Source organism: Xanthomonas sp. NCPPB 1638, from assembly GCF_041475635.2.
Taxonomy (GTDB): Bacteria; Pseudomonadota; Gammaproteobacteria; order Xanthomonadales; family Xanthomonadaceae; genus Xanthomonas; species Xanthomonas cucurbitae.
On the sequence record NZ_CM192984.1, the window covers coordinates 1,851,487 to 1,874,112 of the forward strand.

General features: G+C 64.3%; 14 protein-coding genes and 3 pseudogenes. 10 read left to right on the plus strand and 7 right to left on the minus strand.

Annotation, left to right across the window (positions count from 1 at the left end):
• Positions 1-5 precede the first annotated feature (5 nt).
• Positions 6-923: a phosphoglycerate mutase gene (locus tag ACCQ13_RS08025; protein WP_159406962.1), complete on the plus strand. Its 918-nt coding sequence runs from the start codon at positions 6-8 to the stop codon at positions 921-923.
• Positions 923-2,662: a single-stranded-DNA-specific exonuclease RecJ gene (gene recJ, locus ACCQ13_RS08030; RefSeq protein ID WP_104604131.1), complete on the plus strand. Its 1,740-nt coding sequence runs from the start codon at positions 923-925 to the stop codon at positions 2,660-2,662. The genes ACCQ13_RS08025 and recJ overlap by 1 nt, the downstream gene beginning before the upstream one ends.
• A gap of 782 nt (positions 2,663-3,444) precedes the next feature.
• Here the strand turns inward: recJ and ACCQ13_RS08035 are convergent.
• Positions 3,445-4,656 (minus strand): acyltransferase family protein, encoded by a 1,212-nt coding sequence (locus ACCQ13_RS08035; RefSeq protein WP_167527000.1) that lies wholly within the window; start codon positions 4,654-4,656, stop codon positions 3,445-3,447.
• A 159-nt stretch (positions 4,657-4,815) separates the two neighbouring features.
• On the opposite strand from ACCQ13_RS08035, the gene ACCQ13_RS08040 reads away from it, so the two are divergent.
• The 6 genes from ACCQ13_RS08040 to rpfC all read left to right on the plus strand — a co-directional run bounded on the left by ACCQ13_RS08040 (position 4,816) and on the right by rpfC (position 12,915).
• Positions 4,816-5,763, plus strand: coding sequence for a LytTR family DNA-binding domain-containing protein (locus ACCQ13_RS08040; RefSeq protein WP_159406965.1), 948 nt, complete (start codon positions 4,816-4,818; stop codon positions 5,761-5,763).
• Positions 5,764-5,967: 204 nt separating this feature from the next.
• A protein-coding gene (gene prfB / locus ACCQ13_RS08045; protein ID WP_104604128.1) for a peptide chain release factor 2 occupies positions 5,968-7,093 on the plus strand; the annotation gives its coding sequence in 2 pieces (ribosomal slippage) (positions 5,968-6,042 and positions 6,044-7,093; 1,125 coding nt in all).
• Positions 7,094-7,300: 207 nt separating this feature from the next.
• Positions 7,301-8,818 carry a lysine--tRNA ligase gene (lysS, locus tag ACCQ13_RS08050; RefSeq protein ID WP_104604127.1) on the plus strand — a complete coding sequence of 506 codons (1,518 nt, stop codon included), beginning with the start codon at positions 7,301-7,303 and terminating at the stop codon, positions 8,816-8,818.
• 141 nt (positions 8,819-8,959) lie between these two features.
• Positions 8,960-10,096, plus strand: a complete 1,137-nt coding sequence (rpfG, locus tag ACCQ13_RS08055; protein WP_159406966.1) for a cyclic di-GMP phosphodiesterase response regulator RpfG — start codon at positions 8,960-8,962, stop codon at positions 10,094-10,096.
• A 1-nt stretch (position 10,097) separates the two neighbouring features.
• Complete coding sequence (locus tag ACCQ13_RS08060) at positions 10,098-10,727, plus strand: RpfH protein (protein ID WP_104604125.1); 630 nt, start codon at positions 10,098-10,100, stop codon at positions 10,725-10,727.
• A 7-nt stretch (positions 10,728-10,734) separates the two neighbouring features.
• The gene (rpfC, locus tag ACCQ13_RS08065; RefSeq protein WP_104604124.1) at positions 10,735-12,915 is read left to right on the plus strand and encodes a sensor histidine kinase RpfC; all 2,181 of its coding nucleotides are present in this window, start codon (positions 10,735-10,737) and stop codon (positions 12,913-12,915) included.
• Positions 12,916-12,931: 16 nt separating this feature from the next.
• Here the strand turns inward: rpfC and rpfF are convergent, their stop codons facing one another.
• From rpfF to ACCQ13_RS08080, 3 genes are all read right to left on the minus strand, one after another.
• Positions 12,932-13,801, minus strand: coding sequence for a diffusible signal factor synthase RpfF (rpfF, locus tag ACCQ13_RS08070; protein ID WP_104604123.1), 870 nt, complete (start codon positions 13,799-13,801; stop codon positions 12,932-12,934).
• A gap of 448 nt (positions 13,802-14,249) precedes the next feature.
• Positions 14,250-14,873, minus strand: coding sequence for a hypothetical protein (locus ACCQ13_RS08075; RefSeq protein WP_159406967.1), 624 nt, complete (start codon positions 14,871-14,873; stop codon positions 14,250-14,252).
• Positions 14,874-14,924: 51 nt separating this feature from the next.
• Positions 14,925-18,419, minus strand: coding sequence for a hypothetical protein (locus ACCQ13_RS08080; RefSeq protein WP_159407953.1), 3,495 nt, complete (start codon positions 18,417-18,419; stop codon positions 14,925-14,927).
• A gap of 382 nt (positions 18,420-18,801) precedes the next feature.
• On the opposite strand from ACCQ13_RS08080, the pseudogene ACCQ13_RS08085 reads away from it, so the two are divergent.
• Together ACCQ13_RS08085 and ACCQ13_RS08090 are read left to right on the plus strand one after the other, a co-directional pair.
• Positions 18,802-19,014, plus strand: a pseudogene (locus ACCQ13_RS08085) (transposase); the annotation flags it as partial.
• Between the two features lie 56 nt (positions 19,015-19,070).
• Entirely contained in the window at positions 19,071-20,171 is a 1,101-nt protein-coding gene (locus tag ACCQ13_RS08090) for an IS5 family transposase (RefSeq protein ID WP_159406553.1), read from the plus strand.
• 16 nt (positions 20,172-20,187) lie between these two features.
• Here ACCQ13_RS08090 and ACCQ13_RS08095 read toward each other — a convergent pair whose 3' ends face one another.
• The 3 genes and pseudogenes from ACCQ13_RS08095 to ACCQ13_RS08105 form a co-directional block, all read right to left on the minus strand.
• Positions 20,188-20,817, minus strand: coding sequence for an imm11 family protein (locus ACCQ13_RS08095; RefSeq protein WP_159407954.1), 630 nt, complete (start codon positions 20,815-20,817; stop codon positions 20,188-20,190).
• A 58-nt stretch (positions 20,818-20,875) separates the two neighbouring features.
• A pseudogene (locus ACCQ13_RS08100) lies at positions 20,876-21,373 on the minus strand (hypothetical protein); the annotation flags it as partial.
• Between the two features lie 3 nt (positions 21,374-21,376).
• A pseudogene (locus tag ACCQ13_RS08105) lies at positions 21,377-22,342 on the minus strand (hypothetical protein); the annotation flags it as partial.
• Positions 22,343-22,626 lie beyond the last annotated feature (284 nt).

Genomic DNA, 22,626 nt, shown 5'->3' on the forward strand with positions numbered 1-22,626 from the left:
GCGCGATGACCACCGCCACGCTGCTGCTGCCGGAAAAACGCCGCCTGCCCGGGACCCTGGACAATGCGGTGGTGACGCGTTCACTGGCGCGTGCCGACCAGCACGTCGCCAATGCGGGCGAGGTGGCGCAATTGCAGCGCCACTTCACCCTGACCCCGTCGTACTGGCCGGTGGCCGCGTTGACGCGGCAGCTGGATGCCGGCGATGCCGCCGGCGCCACCTGGGTGCGCGCCGACCCGGCCTACGTGGTGCCGGACATGCAGGGCGCGCGGCTGATGGGCTATGGCGAGGCGCTCGGTGCCACCGCGGAGGATCTGGCGATGCTGCTGCCGATCCTCAAGCCGATGTTCGGCGATGCCGGATTCCTGCTCGATGCGCCCACGCCGTCGCGCTGGTATCTGCGGCTGTCGCCGGATGCGAAGCTGCCCGAGTTCGCACCGCCGGATGTGGCGATCGGCGATGACCTGTTCGACCATTTGCCGGCCGGCGATCTTGGCCGGCGCTGGCGCGCGCTGCTGACCGAAGCACAGGTGATGCTGCATCAGCATCCCTGGAACGAAGGTCGCGTGGCCAGCGGCAAACCGGCGATCAACTCGCTGTGGTTCTGGGGCGGTGGCGTATTGCCGCAGGTCGTGACATCGCCGCATCGCCAGGTGCGCAGCCGTGAATCGCTGCTGCGTGCGCTGGCCCTGGCGGCCGGTGCCGATGCGCAGGACGAACAGCGCGTGGATGCGCTGGTGGATCTGCGCCATCTGCGCTCGCTGCAGCAATTCGGCGACGACGCAGTGGCACCGCTGCTGGCGGCGATGACCCGCGGCGAGCTGGATCGGCTGGTGCTGGATTTCCAGGACGGCGAAACGCTGTCGCTGGCACGCGCACAACGCTGGCGGTTCTGGCGTTCACCGCGGTTGCAGCTGGCGTAATGACGGGCACTCCACGGATTGTCCGGCGCCCGGCAGGGCAGGCCGGAAGCTGGCCCGATGCCATGTTGCCGCTGCTGCGCCGCATCTACGCCGCACGCGGCGTGACCGACGTGCAAGGCGCGCAGCCGCGGCTGGGGCAGTTGCTGTCGCCGGAGCGGCTGCACAACAGCACCGTGGCAGCGACCCTGCTGGCCGATGCGATCGCGCAGCAACGCCGCATCCTGGTGGTGGGCGATTTCGATTGCGACGGCGCTACCGCTTGCGCAGTGGGGGTGCGCGGCCTGCGCATGCTGGGCGCGCTGGATGTGCATCACGCCGTGCCCAATCGCATGGTGCATGGCTACGGCCTGTCGCCAGCGCTGGTGGATGAGCTGGCCGTGTTGCAGCCGGATGTCTTGGTCACCGTCGATCACGGCATCGCCTGCCATGCCGGTGTGGCGGCGGCCAAGGCGCGCGGCTGGACGGTGCTGGTCACCGACCATCATCTGCCGGGCGAGGTACTGCCGCCGGCCGATGCGATCGTGGACCCGAACCTGGCCGTGGACGATTTCCCCAGCAAATCCTTGGCCGGCGTGGGCGTGATCTTTTACGTGCTGCTGGCCTTGCGCAGCGTGCTGCGTGCGCGTGGCGCGTTCGCCGACCGCAACGAGCCAGATCTATCGGTATTGCTGGATCTGGTGGCGGTGGGCACGGTGGCCGATCTGGTGCCGCTGGATACCAATAACCGGGCGCTGGTCTCGGCCGGCCTGCGTCGGCTGCGCGAGGGGCGCGGCTGCATCGGCCTGCGTGCCTTGATCGACGCCAGCGGCCGCGACGTGGCGCGACTGAGTGCCAGCGATATCGGGTTCGCGCTTGGCCCACGCTTGAATGCGGCCGGCCGTCTCGAAGACATGGCGCTGGGCATCGAACTGTTGCTCAGCGAGGACTGGAACCGCGCACGCGAGATCGCAGGCACCCTGGAAGAGATCAACGCCGAACGCCGCGCGGTGCAGCAATTGATGACCGACGATGCCGAGCAGGCGGTGACCAAGGTGGTGCTGGATGCCGATGGCGCCTTGCCGATCGCCGCCTGCCTGTTCGATCCGGACTGGCACCCCGGGGTGATCGGTCTGGTCGCCTCCAAACTGAAAGACCGGCTGCATCGCCCGGTGATCGCGTTGGCCCCGGCCGAGCCAGGCAGCAATCAGCTGCGCGGTTCGGCGCGTTCGATCCCCGGCCTGCATATCCGCGATGTGCTGGCAGCGGTGGATGCCCGGCATCCCGGCTTGATCCAGAAGTTCGGCGGCCATGCGATGGCGGCCGGGCTGAGCATGGAACGTGCGGCGTTGCCGATCTTTGAGCAGGCGTTTCGAGCGCAAGTGCAGACGATGGTGGACGCTTCGCTGCTGCATGCCGAACTGCATAGCGATGGCGAACTGGCCGCGCACGAACTCGACCACCTGCATGCCGAAGCGTTGCGTGTGGCCGGTCCCTGGGGGCAGGGCTTTCCCGAGCCGCTGTTCGATGGGCAGTTCGAGGTGCTGCAATACCGCGTGCTCAAGGAGCGTCACCTCAAGCTGACGCTGCGTTGCGCCGGCCGTGCCGAGCCGCTCAACGCCATCCATTTCAACGGCTGGCACGGCAGCGAGCCGGCGCGCATGGTGCGGCTGGCCTATCGGCTGGTCAGTGATGACTACCGCGGCGGCACCGCAGTGCAGTTGATCGTCGAGCATTGCGAGCCGGCAACGGGCATGGGTTGATCTGAGAGCTTTGCGCGCGTCGTCATCCAGGCACCGCAATCAGTATCGCTTGCCCTGACAAACCGACCATCTCGACTGGTCCTTGCCCGCTCACCGTCGCGGGCCCCTTGGCGGCATGGATGCCGCCACGGAGCTTACAAGGACGTACTTGCAGCGTGTCCCGCGATGGTGGGCGGGCAAGGGCGCTGCAGCAAATTCGCAGCGTCGCGTGCGCGGTGTCCTCACCGCTCGCGGGACACGCCGTGAATCCGTCCCTGGAGGCTCGGTGGCGGCATCCATGCCGCCACACGGTCCCGCAATCGGCGAGGGCACCGCACTAGACAGTTGGCTAGGTGCTGTTGAAGAGCGGGGACCGCGCGTCGCTGCTTGCTTTATTGAAAGCCCTGCACGCCGACCATCTCTACCGGTCCTTGCCCGCTCACCGTCGCGGGACCCTTGGCGGCATGGATGCCGCCACGGAGCTTACAAGGACGTACTTGCAGCGTGTCCCGCGATGGTGAGCGGGCAAGGGCCCTGCAGCAAACGCGAAAATCGCGAGGCTGCGATGCCCTCACCGCTCGCGGGACACGTCGTAAATCGTTCCATGGAGGCTCGATGGCGGCATCCATGCCGCCTGTCATGCGTGCAGCCAGGTCGGTGACCCGCAGCAAACACCATGCATCGTGTGGGAGCGCGTCGCCTGCAGCAGCACTGGATGCAGGCAGTGGTGGCACTCGATTCCGGTGTTCCACGCATGCACATGTTGGTTTTTGCACGACGACGCGGGACAGTGCCGCGCGCCATTACGCCTTCATCGCTGGTGTGGTCTGGCGCGTGCGGTTCTCCGGCGCGCGCATCGGCATGCCGAACAATGGCCGCAGCCAGCGCAGGCGGCGGATCAGGGTTTCGTGCAACAGCAGGCAACCCGCCACGGCGGCAAGCAGCACCAGTACCGGTTCCAGCCAGGGGCCCAACTGTAGCGGCGCCAGCCAGTACAGCGCCAGGATGATGAGGCTCTGGTGCAGGATGTACCAAGGGAACACCGCTTGGGTGCAGTACGACAGCCAGGCGAACGGGTGGTTCAGACGATGCCGCGCCCACCCCAGCAGCGCCAGCAAGGCCAGCCAGGTGTAGGCCGCGCGCGCCAGCCGTTCGATCCCATCCCAGCGCACGTTGGCCAGCAGCGCGCTGGGCTGGGCCGTATCCAGGGTATGGCCAAGATGACGAATGCTCAGCTCGGTGGTGATGGCCAACAGCGCAGCCACCAGCGTCGGCCAGCGCCACTGCGCCACCCACGTCCATAACCGGCTGCTGTGGGCCAGCACATATCCGAGCACGAACAGCGGAAACGACTCGGCATGCACGAACCAGTCGCCGACCAGGGCATGGCTCGGTGGATGACGTGGCAGCACCCACAGCACACAGAAGGCCTCCCACATGATCGGTGCCAGCAGCAGGGCGGGGACCGCAATGCGGGTGGGCAGGCGCGGCAGGGTGACCGGCAGGGCGCGGCCCAGTGCAACCAGCGCCATCAATAAGAAGGTGTAGGGCAGCAGGTAGGCCAGGTACCACAGGTGGTTCCAGGTGATGCCATGTTCCCAGCCATCGAAGCTGCCGGCCGGCCACGGCCGGACCTGCCAGTAGCGCAGCAGGAAGCTGCCGAAGCCGGGGACCACCTTGCCGTTGCTCACGCCCTGGCAGTAGGCCTGCACCGACACCACCACGAACATGCCGAACAGCAGGGGCGGCAGCAAGCGCCCGCAGCGCCGCCAGGCGAACTGCCAGGGCGCACGCTCGGTACGCGCCAGGCCGATCGCGATGCCGGAGATCATGAACAGCAACGGCATCCGCCAGCGGTTGAGCGCAATCATCGGCGGCTGCAGCCAGTCGGTGGTGTAGGCACTCTTGAGATGGAAGCCCCAGCCGGCCACGTAGGCCATGCCCACGTGATAGAGGATCAGCAAGGCGAAGGCGAAGACGCGCAAGGCATCGATATCGTGGCGGCGCTCGGTCATGGTCGGCGGTTGCTGGAGGGGTGGACGCATCCTGCCCACCAGCCCTTGCCGCAGGTGGGGCCAGGGGTGGAAACCACCGCCCGCAGTGACCAGTGGCGTCCACCCAGGGACGAATGGGGACGGCCGGGATGGCGGTTTCGCCTTGCTGCGCGGGCCTCTATGATCGGCACCTGCCAACTGCGGACGTATGCAATGGAATTGACCGGGTCGCGCCCGCCAATCGCCTGGGACGGGGCCGGCCGTGCCGCCACGCGCTGGGCCGTCGTGATCTGGTCGCTGGTGTTTTACCTGAGTGCGCTGGGCAACGTCTGGACCGCCTGCCTGGCCGCGCGCCGCGACGGCCAGCCGATCGTGCTGTGGCAGTTGCTGAGCTGGGAGCTGAGCAGTGCCACCGCCGCGCTGTTGCTGCTGCCGGCGGTGTTGTGGCTGTGCACACGCTGGCCGCTGCATGCCGATGCCTGGCTGCGACGTGTGCCGCTGTACCTGGCTGCGGCCCTGGGATGGTGGCTGGCGCACGTCGGCGGCATGGTGCTGGTGCGCAAGCTGGTCTACGGGCTGGCCGGCGCGCACTACGATTTCGGCGGCTGGTTGCAGTGGGTGTACGAGCTATCCAAGGACCTGCGCACCTTTGCGCTGCTGGTGGCGGTGCAGCACGCGCTGGGCTGGTATGCGCGGCGGCGTCAGGGCGAGGCGCATCTGCTCGCCGCGCCGGACGAGGGGCCACCCGTGGAGCCGCTGGATCGCCCGGAACGCTTCCTGGTGCGCAAGCTTGGCCGCGATTTCCTGGTGGCCACCGCCGACATCGAATGGATCCAGGCCTCCGGCAACTACGTCAACCTGCGCGTCCGCGGTCATGACTATCCCCTGCGCAGCACCATGGCGGCGATCGAGGCCAGGCTGGATGCGGCCGTCTTCGTACGGATCCACCGCAGCTACCTGGTCAATCTGGGCCAGGTGCAGGCGATCGAACCGGTCGATTCCGGCGACGCGCGCGTGCACCTGCGCGACGCCACGGTGCTGCCCTGCAGTCGCAGCCATCTGGCCGGGCTGCGGGCGCGGGCCGGGCAGGTGGCCGGCACGCCCAGGCCGGACGCGGTGACGGTCTGAAGCAAACGCCCGCGAGCGGCAGTGCAGTTTTCTGCAGTGGCCTCCCCAGGGTTGTGCGGAGCCGAGACGCCGGCGGCGTGTCCTGTGATCCGTCCGGTTAGTCGAGCGGTGCTGCCGGGCCGCGGCGCGCGCGCCGGCCACTGCTGCGTTCCGCGCATGCGGCCCGCTTGCTAAACTAGCCAGCTTGTTTGCCGGAAATCCGTCATGATCGAAACCAATCCGATCCGCCAGCGCATCACCGATCTCAATGATCGCGTGCTCTCGCTCAGGGGGTATCTTTGACTACGACGCCAAGAAAGAGCGCCTAGAGGAAGTCAGCCGGGAGCTGGAGAGCCCGGATGTGTGGAACGACGCCGAGCGTGCCCAGGCCCTGGGGCGTGAACGTTCCCTGCTGGAAAAGACCGTCGTCGGGATCGCCGACGTGCTGGCTGGCCTGGCCGATGCCGGCGATCTGCTGGAGCTGGCCGATAGCGAGCAGGACGAAGAGACTGCGGTAGCGGTGATCGCCGATCTGGACAAGTACCAGGCGCACGTGGAAAAGCTGGAATTCCAGCGCATGTTCTCCGGACAGATGGACAGCGCCAACGCATTCGTCGACATCCAGGCCGGCGCCGGTGGTACCGAGGCGCAGGACTGGGCCGAAATCCTGTTGCGCATGTATCTGCGCTGGGCCGAGTCGCGCGGCTGGAAGACCGAGCTGATGGAAGTCTCCGGTGGCGAAGTGGCGGGCATCAAGTCGGCCACCGTGCGCATCGAGGGCGAGTACGCCTACGGTTGGCTCAAGACCGAGATCGGCGTGCACCGGCTGGTGCGCAAGTCGCCGTTCGACTCGGACAACCGCCGGCATACCAGCTTCACCTCGGTGTTCGTGTCGCCTGAAGTGGACGACAACATCGAGATCGACATCAACCCGGCCGACCTGCGTACCGACGTGTATCGCTCCTCCGGCGCCGGTGGCCAGCACGTCAACAAGACCGAATCGGCGGTGCGCATCACGCATATCCCGACCAATACGGTGGTGGCCTGCCAGACCGGCCGCAGCCAGCACCAGAACCGCGACAACGCGATGAAGATGCTGGCCGCCAAACTGTACGAGCTGGAAGTGCAGAAGCGCAATGTCGAGCGCGATGCGCTGGAAGCGACCAAGTCCGACATCGGCTGGGGCAGCCAGATCCGCAACTATGTGCTGGACCAGAGCCGCATCAAGGACCTGCGCACCGGCATCGAACGCAGCGATACCCAGAAAGTGCTCGACGGCGACCTGGACGAATTCGTCGAGGCCAGCCTGAAGGCCGGTCTGGCCGCAGGTTCCAAACGCCTGGATGCCTGACCGCCGCGTCGGGCGGCCGTCGTCGCACGGCATCCTGGCGCGCCACTGCGGTGCCTGCATCGCAGCGGCGAGAACGCCTGCAGCCCCCGGGTGACCCGAGGGCTGCGTGCGTTCGTCACACCGTCAACGTCAAAGTAGAGTGCCGGCGCTGCCGGTTGCTCACTCCCCACCGGGCACCGCCCGACTTATTGCAGACCGATTCCCGCCATGACCGAGCAGACCCCCGCGCCACCGATCCCCGCCGACGAGAACAGCCTCATCGCCGAGCGTCGCGCGAAACTGGGCGCATTGCGCGGCCAGGGCATCGCGTATCCGAATGACTTCGTGCGCGAGCACTTTGCCGGCGACCTGCAGGCCGAATTCGCCGATGCCGACACCTGGACCCCCGAAGCGCTGGAAGCCAGCGGACGCACCGTCAAGATGGCCGGCCGCCTGATGGCCAAGCGGGTGATGGGCAAGGCCAGCTTTGCGCAGATCCAGGACGAGTCCGGGCGCGTGCAGCTGTTCCTGCAGGGCAATGTGCTCGGCGATGCCTATCCCGCGTTCAAGGGCTGGGACGTGGGCGACATCGTGGCGGTGGAGGGCGGGCTGACCCGCACCAAGACCGGCGAGCTGTCGGTCAAGGCCAGTACGCTGCGGCTGCTGACCAAATCGCTGCGCCCGCTGCCGGATAAGTGGCACGGGCTGTCGGACGTGGAGCAGCGCTACCGCCAGCGCTACGTGGACCTGATCGTCACCCCGGAAGCGCGCGAGGTCTTCATCAAACGCTCCAGGATCATCCGCGCCATGCGCGCCTGGCTGGACGCGCGCCGCTTCCTGGAAGTGGAAACGCCGATGATGCATTACATCCCCGGCGGCGCCACGGCCAAACCGTTCACCACCCACCACAACGCGCTGGATCTGGATCTGTACCTGCGCGTGGCCCCGGAGCTGTATCTCAAGCGCCTGGTGGTCGGCGGGTTGGAGCGCGTCTACGAGATCAACCGCAACTTCCGCAACGAGGGCGTGTCGACCCGGCACAACCCCGAGTTCACCATGCTCGAGCTGTACGAGGCCTACGCCACGTACCACGAGATCATGGACCTGACAGAGCAGGTGATCCGCGACACCGCGCAGTCGGTGCTGGGTACCACGCAGGTGAACTGGGACGGCGCCGCCATCGATCTGGCGCCGGCTTTCCGGCGCTGGCGCATGGATGAGGCCGTTCGTCATCACAACCCGGAGATCAGCGTGGCCGACTGCACCGATCGCGCCGCGCTGCTGCGCCATTGCGAGAGGCTCAAGATCCGGGTCAAGCCGTCTTACGGCTGGGGCAAGCTGCTGCTGGAAATCTTCGAGGCCACCGTCGAGCCCACGCTGGTGCAACCCACCTTCATCACCGACCATCCGGTCGAGGTGTCGCCGCTGGCGCGTTCCAGCGATACCGAGCCTGGCTATACCGATCGCTTCGAACTGTTCATCAACGGCAAGGAACTGGCCAACGGCTTTTCCGAGCTCAACGACCCCGAAGACCAGGCCGCGCGCTTCCAGGCGCAGGTGCAGGCCAAGGACGGTGGCGACGATGAAGCCATGCATTTCGATGCCGATTACATCCGTGCGTTGGAGTACGGCATGGCGCCGACCGGCGGCCTGGGCATCGGCATCGACCGGTTGGTGATGCTGCTGACGGGCAGTACGTCGATCCGCGATGTCCTGCTATTCCCCTACATGCGTCCGGAAGCCTGACTTTTTTTGTGCTAACCGCGTGTCGGCGGCACAGATACTGCATATGCTAGGGCAGAGCCATGGGCCGCTTGCGGTCCATGGGAGTCGACACAGGGGTCGGCATCATCGCTTTTCCGTTCTCGGAATAGAGGAGCAACGGCTATGCAGGATATTTCAGGGGGTCCGGGCGGCATGGTGTCGACGGATGCATGGGGTAGCTGGACGGAAAAGGCGGATCTGGGATTGAACATCGTCATTGTCGATGACCAGATGTCCGCGAGGACGATGCTGCGCCATGTGATCGAAGACATTGCGCCAGAATTGAAGGTGTTCGATTTCGGCGATCCGCTGGACGCGCTGGCCTGGTGCGAGGCCGGGCGGGTGGACCTGCTGTTGCTCGACTACCGCATGCCGGGCATGGACGGCCTGGAGTTCGCGCGGCGCCTGCGCCGGCTGCCCATCCACCGCGACATCCCGATCATCCTCATCACCATCGTCGGTGACGAGCCGATCCGGCAGGCCGCACTGGAAGCCGGGGTGATCGATTTCCTGGTCAAGCCGATCCGCCCGCGCGAACTGCGCGCGCGCTGCGCCAATCTGTTGCAGCTGCGCCAGCAGAGCGAGAGCGTCAAGCAACGCGCGCTATCGCTGGAGCAGCGTCTTCTGGCCAGCATGAACGAGGTCGAGGAGCGCGAGCGCGAAACCTTGTCGCGGCTGGCGCGTGCCATCGAATACCGCGATTCCGGCACCAGCGCCTTCCTGGAGCGCATGTCGCACGTGGCCGGCCTGATCGCTGAGCAACTCGGGCTGTCCGAGGAAGAGGTGCGCATCATCGAGATGGCTGCACCGCTGCACGACATGGGCAAGATCGCCATTCCCGATGCGGTGCTGCTCAAGCCGGGCAAGCTCACCGACGACGAGATGAGCGTGATGAAGCGTCACCCGCGCATCGGCTACGAATTGCTCAGCGGCAGCCAGAACCGTTTCATCCAGATCGGCGCGCTGATCGCGCTGCGCCATCATGAACGCTACGACGGCACCGGCTATCCCGATGGCCTGGTGGGCGAGGCGATTCCGCTGGAAGCGCGCATCGTGGCGGTAGCCGACGTCTTCGACGCGCTGCTGTCGCCGCGCCCATACAAGGATGCATGGACCATGGATGCGGCGCTGGCCTATCTGTATGCGCAGCGCGGCCGCCTGTTCGACCCGCGCTGCGTGGATGCATTGCTGCGCGGCCGCGCCCAGCTCGACCAGATCTGCGGCGAATTCTCCACCGCATCGGCGCGACCCGGGGTGTGACGTGAGGGCTGTATTCGCCCGGTTGCGCGACCGGTTCGTACGGCGCGCCGACAGTGAGCATCGCCAGGCGCTGGTGCGCGTGGTGATGATCGGATTGATCCTGGCGTACGTCCTGGCATTCGGCTCGCACTGGGACCTGCCCGACCGTCCACTGCATCTGCTGTTGCGCTTGATCGCAATCGCGCAGAGTGGGGCGGTGCTGCTGGTGGTGTGGATCGTCGTCAAACCAGGGCGCTCGCACCTGCGCCGCACGCTTGGCATGCTGGCTGACTACGGTCTGCTCAGCCTGGCGATGACCTGGTTCGGTGCGCCGCTGGCGTGTCTTTACGTCGTGGTGCTGTGGGTAACCATTGGCAACGGATTACGCTTCGGCACGCATGCGCTGCAGACGGCAGTGGCGATGGCCGTCCTCAGCTTCGGGGCAACCCTTGCCAACAGCCCGTATTGGCAACAACGGACCGAGCTCGGGCTTGCCCTGCTGGCGGCACTGGTGGTGATTCCCATGTCCTTGCTGCGCCTGCTGGACGACGTTGCCGATGCCCACCCGCCCGTCGCCGGGCACGACCACGGTGACGACATGGCGCCATTGCGCGGCCACCCCCCAACCCCATCCAAGCAAACGCGGCACTGAGGCGTCTATGAAGTCTCCATTACCATGGCTGAAGGGTCGCCTCTCAGGGCGGGCAGATACGGAACACGCGCAGAATCTGATCCGTATTCTCATCACCACCCTGTTCATCTCCTACCTGGGCTGGCGCTACCTGCACACCCACGGCGATACCCTGATGGCGACCTGGTTGATCCTGGTCGGCGAGCTGGTGGTGTCGCTTGGATTGATGGTGGCGATCCTGCTGAGGCCACAGATCTCGCATACACGCCGCCTGGTCGGCATGGTGGTGGACTACACCTGCACCGGCGCGATCATGGCCATCCAGGGCGAGCCCGCCTCGCCGCTGTATGCGGTGTGCCTGTGGGTGACCATTGGTAACGGCTTGCGCTATGGCAGCCCGTATCTGCGCGCCGCCACCGCCATGGGGAGTCTGAGCTTTCTCAGTGCCATCCTGATTTCGCCGTACTGGAAAGCCAATCCCTACCTGAGCTGGGGGTTGTTGCTGGGCTTGATCGCGGTGCCGCTGTATTTCGACTCTTTGTTGCGTGCGCTGACCCGCGCAGTACGCGAGGCGCGGCACGCCAACCAGGCCAAGAGCCGTTTCCTGGCCAACATGAGCCACGAGTTCCGCACTCCGCTCAACGGGCTGTCGGGCATGACCGAGGTACTGGCGACCACGCGGCTGGATGCCGAACAGAAGGAATGCCTCAATACCATCCAGGCATCGGCACGCAGCCTGTTGTCGCTGGTGGAAGAAGTGCTGGATATCTCCGCGATCGAGGCCGGCAAGATCCGCATCGATCGCCGCGACTTCTCGCTGCGAGAAACGATCGGCTCCGTCGATATGATCCTCAAGCCGCAGGCCAGGACGCGGGGCCTGGAATACATCACCGAAGTCGCTGCAGAGGTGCCGGACCTGCTCAAGGGCGACACTGGCCATCTGCGGCAAGTATTGCTCAATCTGCTGGGCAATGCGGTCAAGTTCACCGAGCATGGGCATGTACTGTTGCGGGTGTCGCGCATACCCGGTAACGCAGATGAGGCGGTGCGGCTGCGCTTCGAGATCGAAGACACCGGAATCGGCGTGCCGATGGATATGCGCCCGCGGCTGTTCGAGGCGTTCGAGCAGGCCGATGTCGGTCTGTCGCGTCGCTATGAAGGAACCGGGCTGGGGACCACCATCGCCAAGGGGCTGGTCGAAGCCATGGGCGGTTGTATCGGATTCAAGCAGAACCAGCCCGACGGCAGCGTATTCTGGTTCGAGTTGCCGGTCGAGATCGGCGAGGCGGTGAAATCCACCCAAGCGCGCGGTCCCGCCGGTGCGCCGGTGGAGGCGTCCGACGAACTGGAAGCCTCGAATGTCATCGCGTTCTCCAATCCGTTCCTGCGTCATCGCGCGCGGGTACGCAGCATGCGCATGCTGGTGGCCGATGACCATGAAGCCAATCGCATGGTGCTGCAGCGTCTGCTGGAAAAGGCCGGGCACAAGGTGCTGTGCGTCAACGGGGGCGAACAGGTGCTGGACGCGCTGAGCGAGGAAGACTTCGACGCGGCGATCGTGGACCTGCACATGCCGGGCATGAATGGGCTGCAGATGCTCAAGCAATTGCGGGTGATGCAAGCCAGCGGCATGCGTTACACGCCGGTGATCGTGCTCAGCGCCGACGTCACGCCGGAAGCGATCCGTGGCTGCGAACAGGCCGGCGCGCGCGCTTTTCTCGCCAAGCCGGTGGTCGCGGCCCGATTGCTCGACACCCTGGCCGACCTGGCTGTCAGTACCCGCCCCTTGGCGACGCCGGCCACCGTGGTGCAGGCGCCGACCAGTTTCCAGGGCGTGCTCGACGCCAGCGTGCTGGACGAGTTGGCGGCGCTGGGCATGGGCGACGAATTCGAACGGCAGTTCGTCCGGCAGTGCCTGGAAGATGCACATAACTGCATGACTGCGATCGAACGCGACGGCACGCGCTCGGATTGGGAGCAACTGCGTGAGAACGCGCATGCGTTGCGTGGCGTCGCCAGCAATCTGGGCCTGGCGCAAGTGGCCGGTAACGGCGGCGAACTGATGCGCATGGCCGATTGGCAATTGCAGAGCGAATGGAGACAACGTCTGTCGGTGTTGCGCGAACAGCTGACAGCGGGAAGAGAGGCACTCGGCGCACGCTTGCAAGGCGCCAGGGACGACGAGTGCTCCCCCCAGAGTCGCGAATAGACAGACCGCCGACGCATCAGCCTGCGTCAAGTTCCGAGCGACGCGACTGGGCGCGCACCAGGCGGTCCATGGTGCGCAGTGACTTCTCGCCCAGTTGCATCGCCGTGTCGACCCAGATCTCGGTAATACGCATCATCTCGTCCAGCGGTACGGCCGTGGTCAGTTCGCGCACCTGGTGCATTGCCGCCCAGGCATGCGGGGTGCGTTTGCTCTCTCGAATCACTTGTTCCACCGCAGCAACACCCTGTCCGCGCGGGACGACGCGATCGACCAGGCCCATGCTCTGCAATTCGTTGGCCGAATATAGATTCCCTTCCAGCATGATTTTTTGCGCCAGTTGAGCGCTGATGCGCTGGCACATGAAAGAGTAGGCGCCCATCCCGGGAAACAGATCGAACAACACCTCGGGCAGCCCCATCATGACGCCTTCCTCGGCGACGATGGTGTGGCAGCTCAGCGCCGCTTCGAATCCACCACCGAGCGCGTTGCCTTGCACCAAGGCGATGCTGTGCGCACGCACGCCGAGGCCGACATGAAAGGCATGCACGCCGCGGACGCAGCGCTGCGCATAGTCCAGCAGGCGTGCGCGGTCGCCTTCGCGAATGAGCTGGCAGAACAACGCCAGATCGCCACCCAGATTGAATACGTCGCTGTCCGATGCCAGCACCACGTGTGGCGACAAGACGCCAGCCGCTGCGAGTCGTTGCCCCAAGTTTGTCTGGTAGCCGGTGATGTCATCGACCAGTCGGGTCGAGAAGCAGGCCCGCCCAGGATGATCGGCCAGGTCGGCATGCATGTTGATCCAGTACACCTCACGCTGCGGTTCTTCGGTGATGCGCAGGGTCGAGCCGATGTTGGTACGAATGAAGGGTTGAACTGCAGACATGGTGGTTCTCCGTGAAGACCGTCCGGCCGGTCGCCTTGCGGACGGAGATAAGGGTGAACGCCTGAGCGTGCGCCGACATCGGATTCTATGCGTGCAAAGGCAAGTGCCCGCAAGGTCTTCAAGACATTGCCGACATTCGCGAAGACTGAACACCGTCGCTCTACGGCGGTGGGGCATCAAACCTTGGGCAGTTCGCCGCACAGAAGCTTGCTGAGCCTGGTCCGGGCCGGTTCTTTACAAAACCCGACCAGTTGCGGTTGCCTGCCCCCGGCAAGGTTGGAATAGCAGTGGCCTCCGCGTCGCGGTCCGCCAGGGCCAGATCATTTTTAACGATTATCTTCCTGGATAATGTCGCAAGTGCCGGATTCGGCGCATTCGGGTGAATTGCATTGCTACCGTTTGGCGCGCAATGATTCGCATAACGACGCGTCCACTGACCTGTTTACTGTTAAGGCGATTGCTGGCGCAGGGTGATCGCTCGGTACTGCCCGCGATTGCCATAGCGCGGTCCCTTGGTCTCGAACGTGGCGCATAGTCTGTCCTTGCCGCAGGGCAGCAGATCGGCGCGTGCAACCCGATCCAGATAAGCGATCTCGGTTCTGCGCTGCGCGGCCTCTGCCAGGACTGGTTGGGCTCCCTTGGCCGCATAGACCAGCCCTCCCATGCACAGGATGGCTCCGATCATCATGGCCCCCAAGCCGAGCCACATGCGTCGGGTGGCGGTAGTCTCCAGCGCGTGCTGTGCTTGCGCATAGCGTGCGGTCGCTTGCTGGAGCGTGTGTGCCGCATCGGCCAGCTTCCGGTCCAGGCGCTCGGACGCCGGCTCCAGGGTTTGCATCAACGCCTGCTGACTCACCTGCGTCAGGCGGGGAAGCGCGTCGTCCAACACCCGGTTGACCTGACGATCCGCATTGGCGACCGTGCTCTGCAAAAGCTGCATTTGCTGCTGCACCCGCTGCTCAAGACTCTGCTCACGCTGCTGCAGCGCCGCGATCAAGACGGCCATGGCCTTGATCGCTTCCCTCATCGATGCCGTGGTGTCGTCTAGACCGGTATTGTTCTGGATATCCATGGTGTTCTCTTCAAGGGTTGATTGGTTGTGCGTACTCCAGCTATCCGCCGCCTATCCGCCGCCGCCACCACCTCCGTCGCCGCTGCCGCCGCCCCCATCACCCTGCGGGCCGTATGGCAGCGTGGGCCCGTGCGCGAACTGCGGCAGCGTCAGTACCATCACCGGGCCACGGCTGGTCTGTACCTCTGGTGCTACGTCCATCCCGAGGGCTTGGTGCGCCGCGACGTGCTCCTGGGCTTCCTGCTGGGCCTTGGCGTCCAGATGGGCATGACCTTCCTGCGCGAAGGCATTGCCCTGCGCGCTGTTGGCCACACGCTTGAGGGCATGTGCGATGGCCACATCGTTCTTGGAGTCCAGCGCATAGACCAGATCATCCACGTCTGGATCGCCGGTGATGGTCGTGCGTTGGAGCGCTGGTCGATCACCTTGCTGGTCTGTGGCATGCGCACCGGCAGCGTGATGTGGCATGGGCTGTCGCGGGTATCGCGCATCCACTCGTGCCGGAGGGCTGTCCGGGTCGTCTTCACCATGCAATTCCAACGCGGTGAAGGGCTGTTCTCCGCGCCCGATGCGCGCGCGTCGTTCGTCTGCGACACGCGTGTTTCTTTCAAGATCCCGTTCGCCCTGGAGGCGTAGTGCACGCAGGCTGTCGTAGAGCTCGTCCCATGCGGTGTTCGGATCTTTCGATGCAGCGGCCGCTGGTGGATCCGATGGCCCGGCCTGGGCCAGGCCCGATGCCTGCGGTGCAACGATCTCACTGTCGCCAGCGGCGATGGCGCGCTCAGCAATAGGCAGGCCTGGTCGTGACATCGTCGCAGCAGCGTCAGGCGTGTCTGGCCCGGCTGTCTGCCAGGCTGGGGCATCGCCGTGCCGCGCAGCGATGGGGACAGCCGGCGATAGCGAGTGCAGCGGCTGCCTCACCTGCTCAGGCTCCGCCGCAAGGTCCGCAGGCCGCGCTTGGGAAGTGGAGAGTGGCACCTGCGGCTGCCTAGCATCGATCTGGTGGGAGTGCAGCGGCTGAGCGGCTTGTCGCTGTGCATCATCCGACGCAGAGGAGGGTACTGCCGCTACCCGCGTCGCAGCGGCCCGTGCCGCCGGTTGCGCGACGCCGTGTGCATCGCCTTCGTGCGCCAGCCTGGCCAATGCTTGCTGGTGTGCCAGGTCGGCTGCAAGCCGAGGCTCACCCAAGGCCTGTGCTGGTTCTGTGGGGTGTGCAGCGGCATCGTGTGCCGAACGCTGGGCTGGATGCTGCAACGTGTTCGCTACCGGCAGTGGCGAGGCGGAGCTGTCCCGGGTTTCCTGCGCCTGGTGCTGTGCTTGCTCGCGTGATGCAACGTGCCGGTCGTGCGGCGGTTCCGGTTGCTGCGGTTGGCGCGATTGTGTTGTCTGCTGGTCGTGAGCGCGTTCCCGAGCGTGCTGCGCCTGCGATAGTTGCTGTTCGCGTTGCGTCACGTCCTGCGCCTGCTGCTGCGCGTGGTGGTGCTGCTGTGCGAGATGCTCCTGCTGCACGCGCTCCTGGCGCTCCTGCGCAATGCTGGCTGCTTGCATCCGTGCCTGCACGTCCAGCATCAGCTGCGGGCTGGAAGTACCAGCGCCGCCGGAACTTGCACCGTCGCTCGCGCCATCGGCAGTGGACGTTGCAAGGCGCGGATCTGCCAGCGACTCGGGAATCGATCCACGCGATAAAGGCGCCTGCCGCGCCTGCACATCCCGCAGCGCCTGGCGGATCTCTTCGGTGTGGGTGACCGCGACGATGCGGTCTACGCCGTCGGGGCCGCGTTGCAGGTGCGCAACCGGGCTGTCGGCGCCGAAGGTTTCGCCTGGACCACGCTGCAGCTGCAGTGCGCCATCGCCGGTGAGTCCGGCTGTTTCACGCGTGCGCTGGATCGCCAGCTCGATCGCTTCACGCCAGTGCGGCTGTAACTCGGTACCTATCATGCGGTAGCGATACAGCGTCTGCTCGCGCTGCACGTCCTGCGGCGATGGCGGGGTCTGCTGGATGGCGGCAATCGACTGGGCCTGCTCGGCAAGCGCCTGCTGCAGCATCGCGCGCGTGGTCTCCAGCTCCAGCACCCGGTTGGCATCGGGCGAAGTGCCGGGGCTGGTCCACCGGCCTTCGATGTCGCGGTAGTAGCGCTGGCCGTTCGAGGCAGTCAACGCATCCGGATCCGGCAACGCCTGCTGGACGGCCGGCGACATCGGCAAGCCCTCGGCGGCCCAGCCGCTGCGGTGGTAGGCCAGTTCATAGCGCGCGGCGATCGCACCGGGACTGTTGGCAATATTGCGGGCGATGACTGTTTGCGCTTGTGCGTCCAATTCCGCTGCACGGGGTGGCAAGGCGGTTTCCTGCACGTAGCTGCCGCGATCGTTGGCACCGGAGACCGCAGTCTTGACCAGACGATGCCATTGGCCGTCTGCCGGATCGCGCTTCCAGTCGGCAGGACTCAGGCTGGGGCGATCGGTGGCGTTGGCCGGCTGTCGATAAGGATCGACCGGATCGGGTGCGTCTTTCAGCGCCAGTGCTGCAGCGACATTGGTCGCCTGGTAGTTGAGTTCTCGGGCCTTGGCGAAGCTGGCGACGATCGGCGTGGCGGTGGGGTTGTCAACGCCATCGGCGGTGGTGTCTGCTTTGCCCTCGCGTGCCCAGGCAGTGCCGTTGAACGCCCACTTGGTGCCATCGCCATCGGTCTGCCGGTAGATCGCGCGGTTGTCGAGCAGCGCGGCGGCCTTCTCGCCGGCCACGCTCATAAAATAGTCATCGGCGGCGATCAGCACCATCGGCCCGGCGCCGGAGCTGCCCAGTGCGTAGGCCGCCGCGCTACCGCCGGCCCAGCCACCGACATTGCGCCCGGCGAAATGCGCCAGCTCCGATTGCGCGGCCAGTGGGTTGTCCTGGCCCAGCAGCTGCGTGGCGCGTTGGCCGGAGGCCACTGCGTCGGCGGCGGTCGCGAGCAGGCCGGCCGTGCGCAGCGCCTGGCCGGCGGATAGCTCGCCTGCGAGTAGCTCGGGGTCGATGAAGCCGCGCTGCGAGAGTGGGGTATAGGGGTGCGATGGGGCGCTTGCGGACGAATGCAGCATGCTGCGGGTAGCGCCGCTCATGCTCGGCGGCGTGTCATCCAGCACTTGCCGGATCAGGGCTGCATTGGATTCGGACAAAGTGACACGACCGGCCTCTTGAGCATGCGCAATGGCCATACGCAATTCTTCGCGGCCGGCGATTTCGCGGGCGACGGGATCTGGATCACCGGGAACAGCGACCAGATTGGTCGAGGTGCGCTGTTTGGCGAGGATCACCGCAGCGATGCGTTGCTCAGAGCGGATGATAGCGAGCCATTCGGACTCGATGTCATTCGTGGCACGCAAGATCTTCAACTGCTGCGAATGATCGATGCGATACTGGTCGTACTCGGAAAAAATCTTGTTGTTCTGGGCCTTGGTCTCCTTTTTGGTCAGGCTATCTGGTCTTGTCGCGTAAAGATCACCATTGTCGAGCGCGATTTTGAGGGTGTCTTGCAGGTCACGAACTTCCGCCGCCACGCGCTTCAAGGCCGCCGTGTCATCGCGCATGGCGGCGCGGCCCACGGCAGAGTCAAGGATTTCCTTGAGACTGCGATTAACGCCTGTCGTATATGAGCTCAGCGTTCGTCCTCTGTGAGGCGAGATTGCAAGTTCATTGGCTAGATCGCCCTCCACCGGAAGGTAGATCCGATTGGCTGAAATATCTTGATTTATCAGTCCGTGCTCGACCAACTTCTTGAGAAGAATGTGGTCTCGGAAGATGCTTTTCTCAATGACGTGATGACTATGAAGAGTGACATTGCTGTTTCGCATCTTCTTCTACCTCATCAGTGACTGAAAAATTAGGGACGCTCTGAACAAAGCAGCCTGATCTGCGACAATTGACCGACGATCCAAGCGGACGATTTCGATGCAACTGAGCTTTGGCGACGCGGAGCACAACGGCAAACGCAAGCGAACACGGCGGGAGGTGTTCCTGGCCGAGATGGATCAGGTGGTGCCGTGGAAGGCCTTGCTGGCGCTGATCGAACCGCACTATCCCAAGTCGGGCCAGCCTGGGCGACAGCCGTATCGACTGGAGACGATGCTGCGGATTCACTTTCTGCAGCAGTGGTACGCGCTGAGAGGGTGTTTACATAATGATATAATAGTGCCATCTCATCACAGACAGTCATCGAAATGGGCCGCCCACTGAAGATTCAAGTCGAACATGAAGCTGTGTTGATGGACATCGTCGCGTCGGATCCGACGGCGACGTTGGAGGAAATCAGGCTTGAGCTTCTCCGCCGCTGCAACGTGCATGTTCATGAGCAAACGGTGGTCTCGACGTTGAAAAGGCTTGGTATCGAGCGCCGCCCTAGCCATGAGGTGGTAACGATCGAGAAAGTCCAGATCGATAAGTCGCGTTATGGCTATACCGATGCGCACGCTCGCCAGGAGCCGGAACAGACCTACCCGAGTTGCCTGACCAACGCCGAATGGGCACTGGTCAGGGATATTTTCGAGAAGGAAGGCGGGCGCGGTTTGCCGCCGCGCATCAGCCGCAGAACGCTGGTGGATGCGTGTTGTTATGTGGTGCGCAGCGGTGGGTCGTGGCGGATGCTGCCAGTACATTTTCCACGTTGGCAAAACGTGTATCGCACCTTCCGCCGCTGGAGCGAGCAAGGCAAGTTCGAGCAGATGCACGACCGCCTGCGCGGGCAATGGCGCGAGCGCGAAGGAAGGAACGAAGAACCCACCGCCGCAGTGATCGATGCACAATCCACGCGCGGTTCTGCGCAAGGTGGCGACACTGGCTATGACGCCGGCAAGAAGGTCAAAGGGCGCAAACGGCATCTGGTGGTGGATACGCTCGGATTGCTGCTTGCCGTGAGCGTCACCGCCGCCAGCATGCAGGACCGCGATGGCGCTTATCCGGTGGTGGAACGGGCGATGGAAAAATATCCGAGCATCCAGACGCTGTACACCGACAGCGGTTACGCAGGGCAGTGTGCGCAGCTGCTGTCGCAGTGTCACAACATCCGGGTACAGGTCGTGCGGCATCCGGCCAACAAGAACGTGGGGCGTTGGATGGGTCCAGAGCAGCCGGACCTATTCACGGTGAAAGCCAGTGCTCAGGGATTTGTGGTGCTGGCCAAGCGTTGGGTGGTCGAACGCACGCATGCCTGGAACGACCGTGCACGCCGACTCGTCATGCACCACGATCGGCTGCCCAAGGTGGCCGAGGCGTGGGTATGGCTGGCTCAAGCGCGATTGCTGCTGGCGCGGCTGACTGGTTAATTATGTAAACACCCTCTTAGCACGCCGCAGCATCTGTGAGCCAGACTCCACGCGTTCTTGGCAGTCTGCCAAAGCCATGCTCAATCAATGTGTCGCGAAGCAGTCTGTCGCAGAATGCCTCTGATGAATACGGGGTGCGGAAGATGTGCGCGGATCCAACTATGTTTTTCCTGAACGCAAGATTTGCGCCACCAGCAAGACGGTAGTATTTGCCATTCGGATAGCCGGTCAAAACCTTGACCTTGGATGCCGCCTCGTCAATCGCATCCAGCATCCTGACTACCTCGCAAAGGTAATGCGGCGACGCTTCAGAGCCATCTTCTAAGAGGAATGAGCACTTCACAAATGAAAAGCCAGCTGGGTCCATGGACTGAAAAATCTGCTTCAGCGGCTCTGATATCAGCCAGTATCCCTTGAAGCCGCTATGCATGTCATTTGGCATATCACCAATGCGGCTGTCGTATCGCAGGCGTGGAGTTTCCTTCAATTCTGCAAGTCCTCCACGTTCCGATGGTTGGCTCATGTGCGCGGGGAATGGTACGTTCTTTTCATTCTCAAATTCCACGCCATTTCCCCGTCCTCCACCTCTCATGTCAGGCTCAAGGATATAGAACTCGCCCTTCTTCGGCTTATGGTGAGTTGTCATTGTTGACTCTTCTATTTCATTCATGGGCACAACTCCATAACGTTTCAGCATGTTTTTCCGCAATACTCCGAAATTGCAGGGCCAATGCGTTCAATAATTCCAGATCAGGTCGCGCTTGACGTTGATGCTTTGTTTCCAGTTGCAGCAACCGGTTGCCATCGGGCGGCGCGCCATGGCTGGTCCACTGGCCTTGGCTGTCTCGGTAATAGCGCCGGCCGTCGGAGGCGGTCAAGGCGTCCGGATCCGGGAGCATCTGCTGCACCGCCGGCGCCAGCGGCCAGCTCTCTGCCGCCCATCCATTACGGTAATGCGCAAGTTCATAGCGCGCGGCAATCGCGCCGGGGCTGTTGGCGGTGTTGCGGGCGATGGTGGCCTGCGCCTGCGTATCTAATTCCGCTGCGCGTGGGGGTGAGGCGGTTTCCTGCACATAGCTGCCGCGATCGTTGGCACCAGAGATGTCGGTCTTGACCAGGCGATGCCATTGGCCGTTGGAGTCATCGCGGATCCACTCGGCGCTTCTCAGGCTAGGGTGATCGCTGGCATTGGATGGTTGGCGATCGACGATGGGCGTGGCGATGGGGTTGTCCACGCCATCCTGGCTGGTGTCGGCCAGCCCATCGCGCGTCCACGCCGTGCCATTGAAGCTCCACGGCGTGCCGTCGTGATCGGTCTGACGATAGATGGCGCGGTTGTCGAGCAAGGCGGCGGCTTTCTCGCTGGCCACGCTCATGAAGTAGGCATCGGCGGCGATCAGCACCATCGGCCCGGCGCCGGAGCTGCCCAGCGCGTAGGCCGCCGCGCTACCGCCCGCCCAACCGCCGACATTGCGCCCGGTGAAGTGTGCCAGCTCCGATTGCGCGGCGAGCGGGTTGTCCTGGCCGAGCAAATGCGTGGCGCGTTGGCCGGTCATCACGGTGTCGGCGGCGGTGGCGAGCAGGCCAGCGGTGCGTAGCGCCTGGCCTGTTGATAGCTCGCCTGTCAACAGTTCGACGGTGGTGAAGCCGCGCTGAGAAAGCGGCGTGTACAAGTGCGGTGTGGAACCAGCGGCATGCGCGATGCGGAGGGGCGCATCACCCACCGCTGTAGGCGTGTCGTCCAGCACTTCGCTGACAAGTGCCGCTGTGGAGTCGGACAAGCGCACGCGCCCGGCACTTTCAGCATGCGCGATGGCCATCCGCAATTCCTCGCGGCCGGCGATCTCGCGGATCACGGCATCGCGTTCATCAGGCACAGCGACCAGAGTGCGTCCTGTCGCACGCGCCGTCTCGATGACCTTGGCAATGCGTTGCTCGGAGTGGGTGATAGCAGCCCATTCGGATTCCACCGCGCTCATCGAGCGCAGCGCCTTCAATTGATCGGCGTGCGTTGCGCGGTAACTGTCTAAATCGGAGAAGGTCTTGTGGTTCTGCGCGTTCGTATCGGCCTTGGTCAGACGATCTGGGATAGTGGTGAAAACATCGCCATTTATCAATGCGACTTTTAGGGTGTCTTGCAATTCGCGCACTTGACCGGCGACGCGCTGCAATGCGGCGGGGGCGTTGCGCATTGCAGCCTTGCCGTCCGGAGAGTCAAAAATATCTTCAAGATGAGCAATGAGTTCTTTTGTGTATGAACTCCGCGTACGACCACGATGTGGTGATGTTTCCAGCGTATCGGCGAGTTGGCCGCCTTTGGGCAAGTACAGCCGATTGACAGAGACATCGGCATCGATCAAACCATGCTCAGCCAGTTTTCTGAGCAAAGGATTCCGTAGAAAATTACTCTGCTCAATGACGTGATGGCTTTGAAGAAGCGAGTCATTAGCCGACA

Excerpts from the sequence above, each read along its gene's own strand:
- ACCQ13_RS08025 (WP_159406962.1), top strand. The coding sequence starts at position 6 with ATGACCACCGCCACGCTGCTGCTGCCGGAAAAACGCCGCCTGCCCGGG.
- recJ (WP_104604131.1), top strand. The coding sequence starts at position 923 with ATGACGGGCACTCCACGGATTGTCCGGCGCCCGGCAGGGCAGGCCGGA.
- ACCQ13_RS08035 (WP_167527000.1), bottom strand. The coding sequence starts at position 4,656 with ATGACCGAGCGCCGCCACGATATCGATGCCTTGCGCGTCTTCGCCTTC.
- ACCQ13_RS08040 (WP_159406965.1), top strand. The coding sequence starts at position 4,816 with ATGATCGGCACCTGCCAACTGCGGACGTATGCAATGGAATTGACCGGG.
- lysS (WP_104604127.1), top strand. The coding sequence starts at position 7,301 with ATGACCGAGCAGACCCCCGCGCCACCGATCCCCGCCGACGAGAACAGC.
- rpfG (WP_159406966.1), top strand. The coding sequence starts at position 8,960 with ATGCAGGATATTTCAGGGGGTCCGGGCGGCATGGTGTCGACGGATGCA.
- rpfC (WP_104604124.1), top strand. The coding sequence starts at position 10,735 with ATGAAGTCTCCATTACCATGGCTGAAGGGTCGCCTCTCAGGGCGGGCA.
- rpfF (WP_104604123.1), bottom strand. The coding sequence starts at position 13,801 with ATGTCTGCAGTTCAACCCTTCATTCGTACCAACATCGGCTCGACCCTG.
- ACCQ13_RS08075 (WP_159406967.1), bottom strand. The coding sequence starts at position 14,873 with ATGGATATCCAGAACAATACCGGTCTAGACGACACCACGGCATCGATG.
- ACCQ13_RS08090 (WP_159406553.1), top strand. The coding sequence starts at position 19,071 with ATGGGCCGCCCACTGAAGATTCAAGTCGAACATGAAGCTGTGTTGATG.
- ACCQ13_RS08095 (WP_159407954.1), bottom strand. The coding sequence starts at position 20,817 with ATGACAACTCACCATAAGCCGAAGAAGGGCGAGTTCTATATCCTTGAG.